The sequence below is a fragment of the Nannocystis sp. RBIL2 genome (assembly GCF_026626745.1).
Taxonomy (GTDB): domain Bacteria; phylum Myxococcota_A; class Polyangia; order Nannocystales; family Nannocystaceae; genus Nannocystis.
Window position 1 is genome coordinate 2,783,742 of sequence record NZ_JAPNJW010000001.1, and the last position, 18,061, is coordinate 2,801,802.

Consider the following 18,061-nt stretch of genomic DNA (forward strand, 5'->3'; position numbering starts at 1 on the left):
GCGCGAATGGATGCCAGGGGAATCGATCAGGACCTACGATGAGCATGCACGACGAGAGCCGGGACGTTCGGGGGTTCGAGCCGAGGTCGGAGCAGTATGTCGCGGCACCGCAGGACGCAGGCAGCCCCGACACCGCCGCGGGCGTGCTCCCCTGGGCCGCCGCGGCCGACCTGACGCGCCCGATCGAGCACCTGCCCATGCTCACCTCGGACGAGCTGCGTCAGCTCGCGGCGTGGAACGACACGGCGGTGGCGTATCCGCCGGCGCGGTGCATCCACGAGCAGTTCGAAGATCAGGCCGCACGGACGCCGGACGCGGTGGCGCTGGTGTTCGGCGTCCAGCAGCTGACGTACCGCGAGCTCGACGAGCGCTCGAACCAGCTGGCCCATCACCTGCGCGGCCTGGGCGTCGGTCCGGAGGTACGGGTCGGCCTGTGCGTCGAGCGGTCGCTCGAGATGCTCGTGGGGCTGCTGGCCATCCTCAAGGCGGGCGGAGCCTACGTGCCGCTCGACCCGAGCTATCCGCAAGAGCGCCTGGCCTTCATGCTGGCCGACGCGCGGCCCGCAGTGCTGCTCACGCAAGCGCGACTGCGGGACAGCCTTCCACCGCACGACGTGGTCGTGCATCTCGACGCGCCCACCTGGCAGCAGCAACCGTCCACGTCCCCTGCGGTCGACGTCGGCCCGGATCACGCGATCTACGTCATCTACACCTCGGGCTCCACGGGCCGCCCCAAGGGCGTGCTCAACACCCATCGCGGCCTCGACAATCGCCTGCGCTGGATGCAGCGGGCCTATGGCCTGAACCCGAGCGACGCCATCTTGCAGAAGACGCCGCTGTCGTTCGACGTGTCCGGCTGGGAGCTGTGGTGGCCGCTGCTCGAGGGCGCCCGCATGGTGATCGCCGCGCCCGAGGGGCACAAAGACCCGCGCTACCTCGCGGCCCTCATCGCGGCGACCGGCGTCACCGTGATCCATTTCGTCCCGTCGATGCTCGGCGTGTTCCTGGCGGCGACCGAGCCCCGCGAGCGCGCGTCGCTCCGCCACGTCTTCGCCAGCGGCGAGGCATTGCCCGCCCACTTGCGCGAGGCCTGGTATGCGGGCAACCGCGGCGAGCTCCACAACCTCTACGGTCCCACCGAAGCTGCGATCGACGTCACGAGCCATACCTGCCGGTCCGAAGAGACGGGGCCGGTGCCGATCGGCCGGCCGATCGACAACACCCGCACCTACGTGCTCGACGCTGCGTTTCGCCCGGTCCCCGTCGGCGTCGCTGGCGAGCTGTATCTGGCGGGCGTGCAGCTCGCCCGCGGCTACCTCGGCCGCCCCAGCCTGACGGCCGAGCGATTCGTGCCCGATCCGTTCTCGGAGCCCGGCGCACGCATGTATCGCACCGGCGACCTGGCCCGCTTTCGCGACGACGGCGCCCTCGAGTTTCTCGGCCGCATCGATCACCAGGTCAAGATCCGCGGCTTCCGCATCGAGCTCGGCGAGATCGAGGCCGCGCTCGCGGCCCACCCTTCCGTGCGCGACTGCGTCGTCGTGGCGCGAGAGGACGCGACCGGCGACAAGCGCCTGGTGGCCTACGTGGCCGGCGACGACGCCACCCTGAGCGAGCTGCGAGCGTCGCTCGGCGCGAGGCTGCCGGAGTACATGGTCCCCGCGGCGTTCGTCTTCCTCGACGCCCTGCCGCTCAATCCCAACGGCAAGGTCGACCGCAAGGCCCTGCCCTCTCCCGAGACCACCCGGGGCGCGGCAGAGACATTCATCGCGCCCCGCACCGACGTCGAGCGCGCCCTCGTGGTCATCTGGGAAGAGCTGCTCGAGGTGCGCCCCGTCGGCGTCAGCGACAATTTCTTCCTGCTGGGTGGTCATTCGCTCCTCGCCTTTCGCGTCGTGTCCGCCATCCAGGCGCGGTTCGGGAGCGCGCCGAGCCTGGCCGCGCTGCTTCGCAACCCGACGATCGAGGCGCTGGCGGCCCTCCTGGACACGAGGGCGGAGCGACCGGCGCCGCAGCTCGGCCTCTCGCCGCGAGCGGACGGTGAGGCGCCGTTCGAGGGCCTTTCGGGCACGGAGCGGCGCATTTGGTTTTTGGAGAAACTGTCGCCCCAGGCGAGGTCGTACCAGATCCCGCACGTGTTCGAGGTGGCGTCCGCGCTGTGTGCTCCGGCGCTGCGAGAGAGCGTGCGCGTGCTGGCATTGCGCCACCCGATCCTTCGCACGACCTATCCGGAGGTGGACGGCACGCCGCGGCGAGAGGTGTCTGACGACGTGCGCATCCCGATCCGCGTGGAGGACGTCTCGTCGCTGCCCGAAGCGGAGCGCGATGCGGCGCTGCGGGCGATGCTCGCCGCGGAGGTGGAGGCCCGCTTCGACCTCGAGCGCGGGCCCCTGACCCGTGTCCTGGCCGTGACGACTGCCGCAGACAGGCACGTCGTCGTGGTGCATCAGCATCACATCATCACCGACGAGTGGTCCTGGGGGCTGCTGCTCGCGGAACTCTCGTCCCTGTACGAAGCGTCGTGCCGCGGAGAGACGGCCGCTCTGCCTCCCCTCGCCTACCAGTACTCGGATTATGCGCGCGCGGAGCGGTCGGCGCTCGCAGGCGACGGGCTCGCAGCGTCACGGGCCTACTGGAGAGCGGCCCTCTCCGACGTTCCTCGGCTCGACCTCTCGATCGTCGCTCCCGCTTCGGCAGCGGTCTCGGGGCCCGAAGGGCAGGCCTCGCTCCGCCTGTCGCCGGAGGCGAGCCGCCAGCTGCAGGCGCTCGCCCACGAGAGCGCCGCGACCCCTTTCATGGCCTGGTATGCCGCGCTTGCGGCGGTCCTGTCGCGGTACAGCGGCCAGCGGGACTTCGGGCTCGGCGCGGTGGTGGCAAATCGCCAGATCGCCGGGACCGAGGGGATGCTGGGGTTCTTCACCAACACGGTGGTGCTGCGGACCGACCTCTCCGGCGATCCCACGTTCGCCGAGCTGCTCGCGCGGGCGCGGCGAACGGCCCTCGACGCTTATGAACACCAGGCGCTGCCGTTCGACGTCGTCGTGCAGGAGCAGGGGCTGTCGCGGCAGGCCGGCGAGAACCCGCTGTTCGACGTGACCTTCTTCGAGGTGACGCCGCCGACCACCGGCGCCGCTGCCGGTTGGTCGCCGCGCCTCGATGCGGTGCCGCAGGGGCTGGCGACGGCGAAGAACGCTCTGGCCGTGTCCGTGCAGCACGCGGCCGAGGGGACCCTGGTGGAGGTCCTGTACGACACCACACGCGTGTCACGAACGGCGGCCGAGCGGCTGTGCGGGCACCTGAGGGCGCTGGTGAGCGACGCGGCGGCGCACCCCGAAAGACGGGTCTCCGAGCTCGAGCTGCTGACCGACGAGGAGATTGAAAAACTCGCGGCGTGGAACGACACGCCGCCGGCCGATCCGGCCGCCCGGTGCATTCACGAGCTGATCGCCGAGCAGGCGGCCAAGGCCCCGCAGGCCGTGGCGCTCGAGCAGGACGGGCTGCAGCTGCGCTACGGCGAATTCGAGGCGCAGGCCAACCGGCTGGCGCACCACCTGCGTGCGCTCGGCGTCGGGCCCGAGGTGCGCGTCGCGGTGTGCGTCGAGCGGTCGTTCGACATGGTGGTGGGTCTGGTGGCGATCCTGAAGGCCGGAGGCGCCTTCGTGCCGCTCGACCCGTCGTCTCCGCCGGACAGGCTCTCCCTGCTGCTGGCCGAGGCCGAGGCGCCGGTGCTGCTGACGCACGCGGACGTCCGGCTCTCGGCGCCGGGCGTGACGGTGGTGCGGCTCGACGCCGATGCGGCGCAATGGGCCTCGCAACCGATCACCCCGCCCGAAAGCGGCGTGACCCTCGAGAATGCGAACTACGTCGTGTTCACCTCGGGCTCGACGGGCAAGCCCAAGCCCGTGATCAACGAGCATCGAGGCCTCGCTGCCCGCGTCGCCTTCCAGCGCCTGCACATCCCCGTCCATCCCAGCGATCGCATCCTCTTCAGCGCCGCGATCGCCTTCGACGGCGCGATCGTCGACTGGATGCTCTCGCTGTGCAACGGCGCCGCCTGCGTGTTGCCCAGCAACGCCTACGACGCCGTCGAGGGCATCGCGGAGTGCCTCGAGCACCGCGCCATCACTTTCTCCTTCATCCCGCCGGCGATGTTGCGCGCGCTCCGCTGCCCCGCGCCGGCCCTGCGCCACATCACTCTCGCCGGCGACAGCACGCCGCCTTCCCTCGTGGCGCAGTGGGCCGAGGGTCGCCAGGTCCTCAACTCCTACGGCCCCACTGAGTTCAGCATCTTCGCCGCCCAGGCCTGGTTCGATCCGTCGCGGCCGCAGAGGTTCTCGATCGGCCGGCCCATCCATGGCGTGCACCTCTACCTGCTCGACGCCGCCAAGCGACCGGTCCCGATCGGCATGCCCGGGGAGATCCACCTCGCCGGCGTCGGCCTCGCCCGCGGTTATTTGAATCGTCCCGCCATGACGGCCGAGCGCTTCGTGCCGGATCCGTTCTCGGAGCAGCCCGGCGCCCGCATGTATTGCACCGGCGACCTCGCGCGCTGGAACGAGGACGGCGAGCTCGAGTTCCTCGGCCGCGCCGATCATCAGGTCAAGATCCGCGGCTTCCGTGTCGAACTCGGCGAGATCGAGGCGGTGCTCTCGTCCCACGCCGCGGTGGCGTCGTGCGTCGTCGTCGCGCGAGAGGATACGCCGGGCAGCACGCGCCTCGTCGCCTACGTGGTCGCCCAGGACGGCGCGCTCGCGGCGAACGTGCTGCGCGAGCACCTGCGGAGCCACCTGCCCGACTACATGCTCCCGTCGGCGTTCGTCTTCCTCGACGCCCTGCCGCTCTCCGCCAACGGCAAGGTCGACCGCAAGCGGCTACCTGCCCCCAAGGACACGCGGCAGGCCGTGGACACGTCGTACGTCGCGCCGCGCACCGAAGCGGAGCGAGCGCTCGCGGAAGTTTGGTCGGAGGTGCTGCGCGTCGCGTCGGTGGGGATCCACGACAACTTCTTCTCGCTGGGCGGAGATTCGATCCTGGCGATCCAGGTGGTGGGTCGGGCCAAGCGAGCTGGCTTGCACGTGACCGTGCGCGACATGTTCATGCACCAGACGGTCGCCGAGCTGGTGCAGGTGGCGCGCAGATCGAGCGCGGCCGTGGCCGAGCAGGCGGTGACCGGCACTGCTTTGCTGACGCCGAGCCAGCAGTGGTTCTTGGGCAAGGACCCCGAAGACGCCCACCACTTCAATCAGGCCTGGATGTGGACGCCGTCGTCCGCGCTGTCGCCCGCGCTCGTGGCCGAGGCGTTGCAGTTCGTATTGCGGCAGCACGACGCGCTGCGATTGCAGTATCACCATACGGAGTCCGGGTGGGTGCAGAGCCACGCGGAGGAGGTGGCGCTGCCGCTCGAGCGGACGGACCTCTCGGCGCTGCCACCTGGCGCGCGCAGGGCGGCCGTGGAGGCGTCGGCGGACGCTCTGCAAGCCAGCCTGTCGCTGTCCGCGGGGCCAGTGGCCCGCGCGGCGTGGCTGGATCTGGGCGACGAGGGCAAGCGGCTGCTGCTCGTCGTGCATCACCTCGTGGTGGACGGCGTGTCGTGGCGGATCTTGCACGAGGACCTCGAGCGCGCCTGCGAGGCCCTGCTGGCCGGTCGGACGCCGGAGCTCGCGGCCAAGACGACCTCGTTCCGGCAGTGGTCGGAGCGGCTGCACGCGTTCGTCGCTGCCGGCGGCCTGTCGCAGGAGGAGGACTTCTGGCGAGCTCAGTGCGCGCGGGGCATCACGCCGCTGCCGCAGGACCACGAGGCGGCGCCGGGCACGGTCGGAGACAGCCGCACCGTGGACGTGGAGCTGTCCGAGGCCGAGACCCGGGCGCTCCTGCACGACGTGAGCGCGGCTTACCGCACCGAGATCAACGACGTCTTGCTCTCGGCGCTCGCAGCGGCGCTGAGCGCGTTCTGCGACACGGACACGGTGTGCGTCACCCTCGAAGGGCACGGACGCGAAGCGCTGCTCGAGGACGTGGACGTGTCCCGCACCGTCGGGTGGTTCACGTCGATGTTCCCGGTGTGGCTGACGGCTCCGGCGACCGACGATCCTGCGGCGCTGCTGAAGGGCGTCAAGGAACAGCTGCGGTCGGTGCCGAACCGCGGCTTCGGCTACGGCTGGCTGCGGTACGCGCACCCGGACGAGGCGGTGCGCGCCTCACTCTCGGTAGATCCGCCGGTGGTGTTCAACTACCTCGGGCAGTTCGACATGGGGGCGCAGGGCCGGGGGATGTTCGGACCGGCGACGGAGCCGACGGGGCGGACCTCGAGCTCGCGGATGGCGCTGTGGCACGCACTGGCGGTGAACGGCGGCGTGTGGCAGGGACGGCTGCGGTTCGAATGGACGTACAGCTCGGCGATCCACGACGACTCGACGGTGGCGCGGCTCGCAGCTCGGTTCGTCGCCTCGCTGCGGCGAATCATCGCTCACTGCACGGCGAGCGAAGCGTTCGGATACACGCCCTCGGACTTCCCGCTCGCGCGGCTCGAGCAGCCGGCGCTGGACGGGCTGTTCGGGGCCACGCGCGACGTCGAGAGCGTCTACCCGCTCTCGCCGCTGCAGGCGGGGCTGTTGTTCCACGCCCTGAACGAGCCGGAGTCGCCGACCTACACCGTCCAGCTCGCGCTGCAGCTCGGAGGCGACGTGGACGCCGCGGCGCTCGAGAGCGCGTGGAAGACCGTGTTCGCGCGCCACGCGGTGTATCGGACGTCTTTCCTGTGGCAGGGCGTCCCGGAGCCGCTGCAGGTGGTGCGCAGGAGCGTCGCCTTCGCGATGCCGACCTACGACTGGTCCTCGCTGGACGCGATCGAGGCGGAGGCGCGGTGGGAGGCCCTGCGGCGCGACGAGCGGGCGGCCGGCTTCGATTTCGGGCGGGCCCCGCTGGCGCGGGTCGTGCTCGTGCGCATGCCCGGCGGCAGCACGTGGATGGTGAAGACCACGCATCACATCCTGGCCGACGGCTGGTCGATGCCGGTCGTGCTCGGAGAGCTGCAGGCCGCCTATGCTGCGCACCGGGGCGGGCGTCGACTCGCGCTGCCGGAGCCGGTGGCCTACGAGCGGTACATCGCCTGGCTCGCGACGCGAGACCAGAACGCGTCGTCGGCGTTCTTCGCCCAGTACCTGGCCGGCGTCGAGGAGCCGACGCGGCTGCCGTTCCCGCCGCTCGCCGCGACGCTTGCAGAGGCGACGCGCGAGCACAGGCAGCGCGACACCGCGCTGACCGCCGCCGAGACCGAGGCGATCACGGCCTTTGCCCGGCGGCATGGGCTGACCCTGAACACTGTGGTGCAAGGGGCGCTCGCGCAGGTCCTCGGACGCACCACGGGGCGCACGGACGTCGTCTTCGGCATGACGACCTCGGGTCGCGGCGCGCCTCTCCGCGGCATCGAGCGGATGGTGGGCCTGTTCATCAACACGTTGCCGCTGCGGGCGCGATGGTCCGGCTCGGAGGGCGTCGTCGAATGGCTGCAGCGACTGCAAGCCGAGCAGGTCGAGCTGCGCGCCCACGAGGCGACCCCGCTGTACGAGGTGCAGCGCGCGAGCGCGGTGGGTGGAGGTCGCGCGCTGTTCGACACGCTCCTCGTGTTCGAGAACTACCCGGTGGACGACGCGGCGCAGCAGGCCGAGGTCCTGCCGATCGAGGACTTCCAGGCGTTCGAGCAGACGAGCTACCCGCTCGCCATCACGGTGGCTGCTGGAACGACCCTCGACTTGCGCTGGATGTGGGAACCCTCAGCGCTCCGCAGCGAAGACATCGAGCAGCTCTGGGGCCACCTGCGAACCGTCCTCCTCGACATGGTCGCGCACCCGGACAGGCACCTGTCGGAGCTCGGCCTGCTGACGGAGGCCGAGCACGCGGAGCTGGCGGCGTGGAACGACACCGCGGTGGCGTATCCGCCGGCGCGGTGCATCCACGAGCAGTTCGAAGATCAGGCCGCACGGACGCCGGACGCGGTGGCGCTGGTGTTCGGCGTCCAGCAGCTGACGTACCGCGAGCTCGACGAGCGCTCGAACCAGCTGGCCCATCACCTGCGCGGCCTGGGCGTCGGTCCGGAGGTACGGGTCGGCCTGTGCGTCGAGCGGTCGCTCGAGATGCTCGTGGGGCTGCTGGCCATCCTCAAGGCGGGCGGAGCCTACGTGCCGCTCGACCCGAGTTATCCGCAAGAGCGCCTGGCCTTCATGCTGGAGGACGCGCGGCCCGCAGTGCTGCTCACGCAAGCGCGCCTGCGGGACAGCCTTCCACCGCACGACGTGGTCGTGCATCTCGATGCGCCCACCTGGCAGCAGCAACCGTCCACGTCCCCTGCGGTCGACGTCGGCCCCGATCACGCGATCTACGTCATCTACACCTCGGGCTCCACGGGGCGCCCCAAGGGCGTGCTCAACACCCATCGCGGCCTCGACAATCGCCTGCGCTGGATGCAGCGCGCCTACGGCCTGAACCCGAGCGACGCCATCTTGCAGAAGACGCCGCTGTCGTTCGACGTGTCCGGCTGGGAGCTGTGGTGGCCGTTGCTCGAGGGCGCCCGCATGGTGATCGCCGCGCCCGAGGGGCACAAAGATCCGCGCTACCTCGCCGCCCTCATCGCGACGACCGGCGTCACCGTGATCCATTTCGTCCCGTCGATGCTCGGCGTGTTCCTGGCGGCGACCGAGCCCCGCGAGCGCGCGTCGCTCCGCCACGTCTTCGCCAGCGGCGAGGCATTGCCCGCCCACTTGCGCGAGGCCTGGTATGCGGGCAACCGCGGCGAGCTCCACAACCTCTACGGTCCCACCGAAGCTGCGATCGACGTCACGAGCCATACCTGCCGGTCCGAAGAGACGGGGCCGGTGCCGATCGGCCGGCCGATCGACAACACCCGCACCTACGTGCTCGACGCTGCGTTTCGCCCGGTCCCCGTCGGCGTCGCCGGCGAGCTGTATCTCGCGGGCGTGCAGCTCGCCCGCGGCTACCTCGGCCGCCCCGGCCTGACGGCGGAGCGATTCGTGCCCGATCCGTTCTCGGAGCCCGGCGCACGCATGTATCGCACCGGTGACCTGGCCCGCTTTCGCGACGATGGCGCGCTCGAGTTCCTCGGCCGCATCGATCACCAGGTCAAGATCCGCGGCTTCCGCATCGAGCTCGGCGAGATCGAGGCCGCACTCGCGGCGCACCCTTCCGTGCGCGACTGCGTCGTCGTGGCGCGCGAGGACGCGACCGGCGACAAGCGCCTGGTGGCCTACGTGGCCGGCGACGACGCCACCCTGAGCGAGCTGCGAGCGTCGCTCGCCGCGAGGCTGCCGGAGTACATGGTCCCCGCGGCGTTCGTCTTCCTCGACGCGCTGCCGCTCAATCCCAACGGCAAGGTCGACCGCAAGGCCCTGCCCTCTCCCGAGACCACCCGGGGCGCGGCAGAGACATTCATCGCGCCCCGCACCGACCTCGAGCGCGGCCTCGTGGCCATCTGGGAGGAGCTGCTCGAGGCGCGCCCCATCGGCATCGACGATGACTTCTTCGCGCTCGGCGGCCACTCGCTCCTGGCGGTGCGCGTCGTGTCGGCGGTGAAGGCGAGGCTCGGGCTCGGGCTGACTCTGGCCACGTTGCTTCAGCGACCGACGATCGCGGCCCTGGCGGCGTTGCTCGCCGGGACGGAGACGCGACCGGCGCCCGTGGCCGCGCTCGCACCCTCCCCGCGCGGCGCGGCCGAGCCCGCGTACGACGGCCTCTCGGGGACCGAGCGGCGGATCTGGTTCGTCGACAAGCTCGCGCCCGAGGCGCGGTCGTACCAGGTCCCGCACGTGTTCGTCGTCCGCGGCGCGCTCTCGGAGCCGGCGCTGCGCCAGAGCGTGGAGCAGCTCGCGCAGCGGCAGGAGATCCTCCGCACCACCTATCCCGAGGTGGACGGCGTGTTGATCCGAAGGGTGGCGGAGAGCGCTTCGATCCCGCTGCGCGTGGAGGACGTCTCGGCGCTGTCCGAGGCGGCGCGAGAGGTCGCCTTGCACGCGCACCTGGAGGCCGAAATCGCGGTCCCCTTCGACCTCGCGACCGGACCGCTGACGCGCGTGCGGGTCGTGAGCCTGGAGGCCGAGCACCACGTCGTGCTCGTCCTCCAGCACCACATCATCACGGACGAGTGGTCGAGCGGCGTGCTGCTCGCCGAGCTCTCGCGCCTGTACGAGGCGTGCTGCCGCGGCGAAGCGGCGGCACTGCCGGCGCTCTCCTACCAGTTCGCCGACCATGCACGCGCCGAGCAGGAAGCCCTCACGACCGGGGGCTTCGCGCCGTCGCGGGCCTACTGGAAAGACAGGCTCGCAGGCGTCCCGCGGCTGGAGCTGCCCATCGTCCGCACCGCCCCTGGCCGCGGCCCCGAAGCGAGCGTCGCGCTCGGCGTCCCGGTGGAGGCGAGTCGCGGGTTGCAAGCGCTCGCGCGCGACCACGGATGCACGCCCTTCATGGCCTGGTATGCCGCCCTCACGGCGGTGCTGTCGCGGTACAGCGGCCAGGCGGACTTCGGGCTCGGCGCGGTGATCGCAAACCGCGAGGTGCCGGGCACCGCCGACCTGCTGGGGTTCTTCACCAACACGGTGGTGCTGCGGACCGACCTCGCGGGCGATCCGACCTTCCGCGAGCTGCTCGCGCGGGCGCGGCGGACGGCCCTCGACGCCTACGAACACCAGGCGCTGCCGTTCGACGTCGTCGTGCAGGATCAGGGGCTGTCGCGACAGGCCGGCGAGAACCCGCTGTTCGACGTGACCTTCTTCGAGGTGACGCCGCCGACCACCATTGCTGCGTCCGGTTGGTCACCGCGCCTCGGCGCGGCGCCGCAGGGGCTGGCGACCGCCAAGAACGCGCTGGCCGTGTCCGTGCAGCACGGGGCCGAGGGGACCCTGGTGGAGGTCCTGTACGACACCACGCGCGTCTCGCGAACGGCGGCCGAGCGGCTGTGCGGCCACCTGAGGACGCTGGTGAGCGACGCAGCGGCGCACCCGGACAGACGCGTCTCCGAGCTCGAGCTGCTGACCGACGAGGAGATTGAAAAACTCGCGGCGTGGAACGACACGCCGCCGACCGATCCGGCCGCCCGGTGCATTCACGAGCTGATCGCCGAGCAGGCCGTGAAGGCCCCGCAGGCCGTGGCGCTCGAGCAGGACGGGCTGCAGCTGCGCTACGGCGAATTCGAGGCGCAGGCCAACCGGCTGGCGCACCACCTGCGCACGCTCGGCGTCGGGCCCGAGGTGCGCGTCGCGGTGTGCGTCGAGCGGTCGTTCGACATGGTGGTGGGTCTGGTGGCGATCCTGAAGGCCGGAGGCGCCTTCGTGCCGCTCGACCCGTCGTCTCCGCCGGACAGGCTCTCCCTGCTGCTGGCCGAGGCCGAGGCGCCGGTGCTGCTGACGCACGCGGACGTCCGGCTCTCGGCGCCCGGCGTGACGGTGGTGCGGCTCGACGCCGATGCGGCGCAATGGGCCTCGCAACCGATCACCCCGCCCGAAAGCGGCGTGACCCTCGAGAATGCGAACTACGTCGTGTTCACCTCGGGCTCGACGGGCAAGCCCAAGCCCGTGATCAACGAGCATCGAGGCCTCGCTGCCCGCGTCGCCTTCCAGCGCCAGCACATCCCCGTCCATCCCAGCGATCGCATCCTCTTCAGCGCCGCGATCGCCTTCGACGGCGCGATCGTCGACTGGATGCTCTCGCTGTGCAACGGCGCCGCCTGCGTGTTGCCCAGCAACGCCTACGACGCCGTCGAGGGCATCGCCGAGTGCCTCGAGCACCGCGCCATCACTTTCTCCTTCATCCCGCCGGCGATGTTGCGCGTGCTCCGCTGCCGCGCCCCGGCGCTGCGCCACATCACCCTCGCCGGCGACAGCACGCCGCCTTCCCTGGTCGCGCAATGGGCCGAGGGCCGCCAGGTCCTCAACTCCTACGGCCCCACCGAGTTCAGCATCTTCGCCGCCCAGGCCTGGTTCGATCCGTCGCGCCCCGAGAGGTTCTCGATCGGCCGGCCCATCCATGGCGTGCACCTCTACCTGCTCGACGCCGCCAAGCGACCGGTCCCGATCGGCATGCCCGGGGAGATCCACCTCGCCGGCGTCGGCCTCGCGCGCGGCTATTTAAATCGTCCCGCCATGACGGCCGAGCGCTTCGTGCCGGATCCGCTTGCGACGCAGCCCGGCGCTCGCATGTACTGCACCGGCGACCTCGCACGCTGGAACGAGGACGGCGAGCTCGAGTTCCTCGGCCGCGTCGATCATCAGGTCAAGATCCGCGGCTTCCGTGTCGAGCTCGGCGAGATCGAGGCGGCGCTCGCGTCCCACCCCGCGGTGGCGTCGTGCGTCGTCGTCGCGCGGGAGGATACGCCGGGGAACAACCGCCTCGTCGCCTACGTGGTCGCGAAGGACAGCGCGCTCGCGGCGGCCTCGCTGCGCGAGCACCTGCGGAGCTATCTGCCCGACTACATGCTCCCGTCGGCGTTCGTCTTCCTCGACGCCCTGCCGCTCTCCGCCAACGGCAAGGTCGACCGCAAGGCCCTGCCCTCCCCCGAGGCGACTCGCGGCGCGGATGGGACCTTCATGGCGCCGCGGACCGACGTCGAGCGCGCCCTCGTGGCCATCTGGGAAGAGCTGCTCGAGGTGCGGCCCATCGGCATCGACGACGACTTCTTCGCGCTCGGCGGCCACTCGCTCCTGGCGGTGCGCGTCGCGTCGGCGGTGAAGACGAGGCTCGGGCTCGGGCTGACTCTGGCCACGTTGCTGCGGCAGCCGACCGTCGCGGCCCTGGCGGCGTTGCTCGCCGGGACGGAGACGCGACCGGCGCTCGCGCTCTCTCCCTCCCCGCGCGACGCGGCCGAGCCCGCATACGACGCGCTCTCGGGGACCGAGCGGCGGATCTGGTTCGTCGACAAGCTCTCGCCCGAGGCGCGGTCGTACCAGGTCCCGCACGTGTTCGTCATTCGCGGCGCGCTCTCGGAGCCGGCGCTGCGCCAGAGCCTGAAGCAGCTCGCGCAGCGGCAGGAGATCCTCCGCACCACCTATCCCGAGGTGGACGGCGTGCTGATCCGAAGAGTGGCGGACAGTGTGTCGATCCCGCTGCGCGTGGAGGACGTCTCGGCGCTGCCCGAGGCGGCGCGGGAAACCGCCTTGCGCGCGCACCTGGAGGCCGAGATCGGGGCCCGCTTCGATCTCGCTACCGGGCCGCTGACGCGCGTGCGGGTCGTGAGCCTGGAGGCCGAACGCCATGTCGTGCTCGTCCTTCAACACCACATCATCACCGACGAGTGGTCCAGCGGCGTGCTGCTCTCCGAGCTCTCGCGCCTGTACGAGGCGTGCTGCCGCGACGAAGCGGCGGCATTGCCGGCGCTCTCCTACCAGTTCGCCGACTACGCGCGCGCCGAGCAGGAGGCGCTCTCGACCGGCGGCTTCGCGGCGTCGCGGGCCTACTGGAAGGCCAAGCTCGCGAGCGTACCGCGGCTGGAGCTGCCCATCGTTCGCGCCGCGCCGGCGGGCGGCCCCGGCCTCGAAGCCAGCGTCGCGCACCGCGTCCCACCGGAGGCGAGCCGCGGGCTGCAGGCGCTCGCGCGGGCCCACGGGTGCACCCCCTTCATGGCCTGGTATGCCGCCCTCACTGCGGTGCTGTCGCGGTACAGCGGCCAGACGGACTTCGGGCTCGGCGCAGTGATTGCGAACCGCGAGGTGCCGGGCACGGCCGACTTGCTGGGGTTCTTCACCAACACTGTGGTGCTGCGGACCGACCTCGCCGACGATCCCACGTTCGCCGAGCTGCTCGCGCGGGCGCGGCGGACGGCGCTGGAGACCTATGAGCACCAGGCGCTGCCGTTCGACGTGGTCGTGCAGGATCAGGGGCTGTCGCGGCAGGCCGGCGAGAGCCCGCTGTTCGACGTGACCTTCTTCGAGGTGACGCCGCCGACCACCGGCGCCGCGGCCAGCTGGTCACCGCTCCTCGACGTGGCGCTCACCGGTGTGGCGACCGCGAAGCAGGCGCTGGCGCTCGGAGTGCTGCATGACGCGGAGGGGACCGAAGTCTCCCTGACCTACGATACGACCCGCGTGGACGCCGGCGCAGTGGAGCGGCTCGGCAGGCACCTGCAGGTGTTGGTGCAGGACGGGGTGCTCCACCCGGACAAGCGCCTGTCGCAGCTGGACCTCCTGACGGAGACGGAGCACGCGAAGCTCGCGGCGTGGAACGACACCGCGGCGGCCTGTCCCGCAGAGCGGTGCACGCACGAGCTGTTCGCGGAGCAGGCCAGGCGGACGCCGGCCGCGGTGGCGCTGGTGTTCGGCGAGCAGCAGCTGACCTACCACGAGCTCGACGAGCGCTCGAACCAGCTGGCCCATCACCTCCGCGGACTCGGCGTCGGCCCGGAGGTGCTGGTGGCGCTGTGCGTCGAGCGGTCGCTCGAGATGGTGGTGGGGCTGTTGGGGATCTTGAAGGCGGGCGGGGCTTACGTGCCGCTCGACCCGAGCTATCCGCCAGAGCGACTGGCATTCATGTTGGAGGACGCGCGGCCCGCCGTGCTGCTCACGCAGGCGCGCCTGCGAGACAGCCTTCCGCCGCACGAGGTCGTGACAGTGCACCTCGACGCGGGCGCGCCCGCGTGGCAGCAGCCGCGCACGCCCCTCGCAGTCGCCGTGAGACCGGACCACGCGAGCTACGTGCTGTACACGTCGGGTTCGACGGGGCGGCCCAAGGGCGTCCAGATCCTGCACGCCGCGCTGACGAACCTGCTGCACTCCTTCGCCGAGCAGACGGGGATCGGGCCCCAGGACGCGCTGCTGGCCGTGACCTCGATGTCGTTCGACATCGCCGGGCTGGAGCTGTTCATGCCCCTGATCCGGGGGGCCTCGATCCACCTGGCGTCCCGCGACGACGCGAGCAACGGCGAAGCGCTGGTGAGCGCCCTCGCGCGCGCGACGATGATGCAGGCGACGCCGGCCACGTGGCGCATGGTGCTGGACGCTGGCTGGAAGGGTGAGAGGCCCCTGCAGGTGCTGTGCGGCGGGGAGGCGATGACGCCAGATCTGGCGGTCGAGCTGGCGCGCAGGGCGTCGCCGGTGTGGAACGCGTATGGGCCGACCGAGACGACGATCTGGTCCGCGCTCTCTCGCGTCGACTCCGGGCGGAGCCCCGTGCGGCTCGGCCGAGGCATCGCCAATACGCAGCTGTACGTGGTCGACAACCACCTGCAGCAGACGCCGGTGGGCATCCCGGGCGAGCTGTACATCGGGGGAGCCGGGCTCGCGCGCGGCTATCTGGGCCGGCCCGCACTGACCGCGGAGCGCTTCGTGCCGGACCCGTTCTCCGCGGTGCCCGGGTCACGGATGTACCGCACGGGCGACCTCGTCCGCTGGGACGCGAACGGAGCGCTGGAGTTTCTCGGGCGCATCGATCACCAGGTCAAGATCCGCGGCTTCCGCATCGAGCTCGGGGAGATCGAGGCGGTGCTGTCGTCGCACCCGTCGGTGCGAGCGTGCGCCGTGGTCGTGTGGGAACCTGCGTCCGGTGACAGGCGCCTGGTCGCGCACGTGGTGCTCGGCGAGAGCGGATGCACCGACGATGCACTGCGCGAGCACCTCGGGGCCGCGCTGCCGACGTACATGGTCCCCTCGCTGTTCGTGCGGCGCACGGCGCTGCCGCTGAGCCCCGCCGGCAAGGTGGATCGCAAGGCGTTGCCGCCGCCCGACGCGATGCGTGAGGCGGTCGAGACGTCCTGCGTGGCGCCGCGGACCGAGGCCGAGCGCGTGCTCGCCGAGCTGTGGTCGGCGGTGCTGCAGCGCTCGCCGCTCGGGATCCACGACAACTTCTTCTCGCTCGGAGGGGACTCGATCCTGGCGATCCAGGTGATCGGTCGCGCGAAGCGAGCCGGCCTCCATCTCACTGCACGCGACATGTTCATGCATCAGACGGTGGCCGAGCTCGCGCTGGTGGTGCGCCGAGAGAGCGCAGTGCTGGCGGAGCAGGACGCCGTCAGCGGGACGGTGCCGCTGACGCCGATCCAGCACTGGTTCCTCGACGGGGACCCAGTGGACGCGCATCACTACTGCCCAGCGATGCGCTGGACGCCGCCGCCCGCGCTCTCGCCCGAGATCGCCGCAGAGGCGCTGCGAATCATCGCAGAGCAACATGACGCGGTGCGGTTGCGGTATCGTCGCACCGAGTCCGGGTGGGTTCAGGAGCACGAGCCGGGGGCGACCCTCGTGCTCGAGCGGGTCGATCTGTCGGCGTTGGATCGCTCGGCCCGCGACGCCGCGGCGGTCGAGGCGGTGGCGGAGCTGCAGCGCGGCATGAGTCTCTCCAGCGGCCCGATCTGCCGCGCTGCGTGGCTGGATCTGGGCGAAGCGGGCGCGCAGCTCGTCCTCGTCCTCCACCACCTCATCACGGACGGCGTGTCGTGGCGAATCGTGTGCGAGGACCTGCAGCGCGCATGCGATGCGCTGATCGCCGGGCGGACACCGGAGCTCGGAGCCAAGACCACGTCCCTGCGCCAGTGGTCCGAGCGGCTCCACGCGTTCATCGCCGGCGGCGGCCTGTCGGAGGAGCTCGGCTACTGGCAGGCGCAGTGCGCTCGCCGCATGACTCCGATCGTACGAGACCGCGACTGCGCGCCGGGGACCTTCGGCGACAGCCGCACCGTGGAGGTGGAGCTCTCGCCGGCAGACACCCGCGCACTCCTCCGCGCCGTGGGCTCGGCGCATGGGACGGAGATCGACGCGGTCCTGCTGTCGGCCCTCGCATCGGCGCTGAGCGCCGCCTCCGCGACAGACACTGTCTGCGTGGCGCTGCAGCACCACGGTCGCGAGCCTGTCGTGGCTGACGTGGACGTGTCCCGCACCCTGGGATGGTTCTCGTCGCTGTTCCCGCTGTGGCTGACCGTGCAGCAGGGCCACGATCCTGCGGTGCTGCTGAACGACGTGAAAGAGCAGCTGCGGTCGGTGCCCGGCCGGGGCCTCGGATACGGCTGGCTGCGGTACGCGCATCCGGACGCGGACGTACGTGCGTCGCTCTCCGTACCCATGCCGATGGTATTCAACTACCTCGGCCAGTACGAGGCCGGCTCGCCCTGGACCTTCGACGGGACGGGGCATACGAGCATCAGCCCGAACATGGCCTTGTTTCATGAGCTCGTGGTGAGTGGCATCGTGGTGGACGGGCGACTGCGGCTCGGCTGGAGCTTCAGCAGCGCCATCCATGAGGCCTCGACGATCGAGCGGATCGCGGAAGCGTTCCTCTCGTCGCTGCGGCGACTCATCGCATGCACCTCGGTTGACGGGGAGGACGCGTCTTGGAACTGACAGATCCATCGCAAGCTCGGCTGTTGTGCGCCGAGCAGCTCGACGAGCAGAGCGCCGGTCTCCCGGCAGCGACTCGCGCGCAACTGCTGGAGGTGCTGACGTGGCTCAGGACCTTCATCTCCAGGCCGAACCCGATCATCGGTCGCAAGGGGTCCGTGTGTCCCTTTGTCGAGCCCGGCCTGAACCGATTTCGCTCGATCCGCTTTCACGTGTACGAGGGGGAGCTCCGCCCCGCCGCAGTGGAGTCGGTGATTCGCGCGCTGGTGGCTCGCTTTCCCACGGAGCTCCCCACCGCCGGGATGGGTCGCGAGTTCCGCGCCATCCTGACCCTATTCCCCGAGTTGCCGAACGACGCGGGGCTGCAGTTCATCGATCCCGTGCAACAGGCGCTGAAGCCCGAGATCACCGCCCAGGGTCTGATGATCGGCCAGTTCTATCCCGGCTGCCGCGAGCCCGGCTTGCACAACCCCGACTACCGCCCGCTCGAAGCGCCGCACCCGATGCTGGTGATTCGTCCGATGCAGCTCACCGATCTGATGTTCCTGTTCTCCCGCCCGGAGTACCTGTCGGCCTACGTCCGGCGGTTCGGCATCACCGCCCGCGACGAGCTCACGACGCGCATCGCCGCCGCCGGCGTCCCGCAGCTGCCGGTGAACTGGGAGGCGGTCCTGGACGCAGCGTTTCCGCCGAGCCATGCAGGATGAGATGAGCACGGCGCGCCCGACATCGATCGC

The 18,061-nt window shown here is 71.1% G+C and carries 2 protein-coding genes; both read left to right on the forward strand.

Going from position 1 to position 18,061, the window contains the following annotated elements; genetic code table 11:
- Positions 1–143: 143 nt before the first annotated feature.
- Entirely contained in the window at positions 144–17,327 is a 17,184-nt protein-coding gene (locus OV090_RS10785; RefSeq protein WP_267703503.1) for a non-ribosomal peptide synthase/polyketide synthase, read from the forward strand.
- Complete coding sequence (locus tag OV090_RS10790; RefSeq protein WP_267703504.1) at positions 17,318–18,031, forward strand: DUF6875 domain-containing protein; 714 nt, start codon at positions 17,318–17,320, stop codon at positions 18,029–18,031. The genes OV090_RS10785 and OV090_RS10790 overlap by 10 nt, the downstream gene beginning before the upstream one ends.
- Positions 18,032–18,061 lie beyond the last annotated feature (30 nt).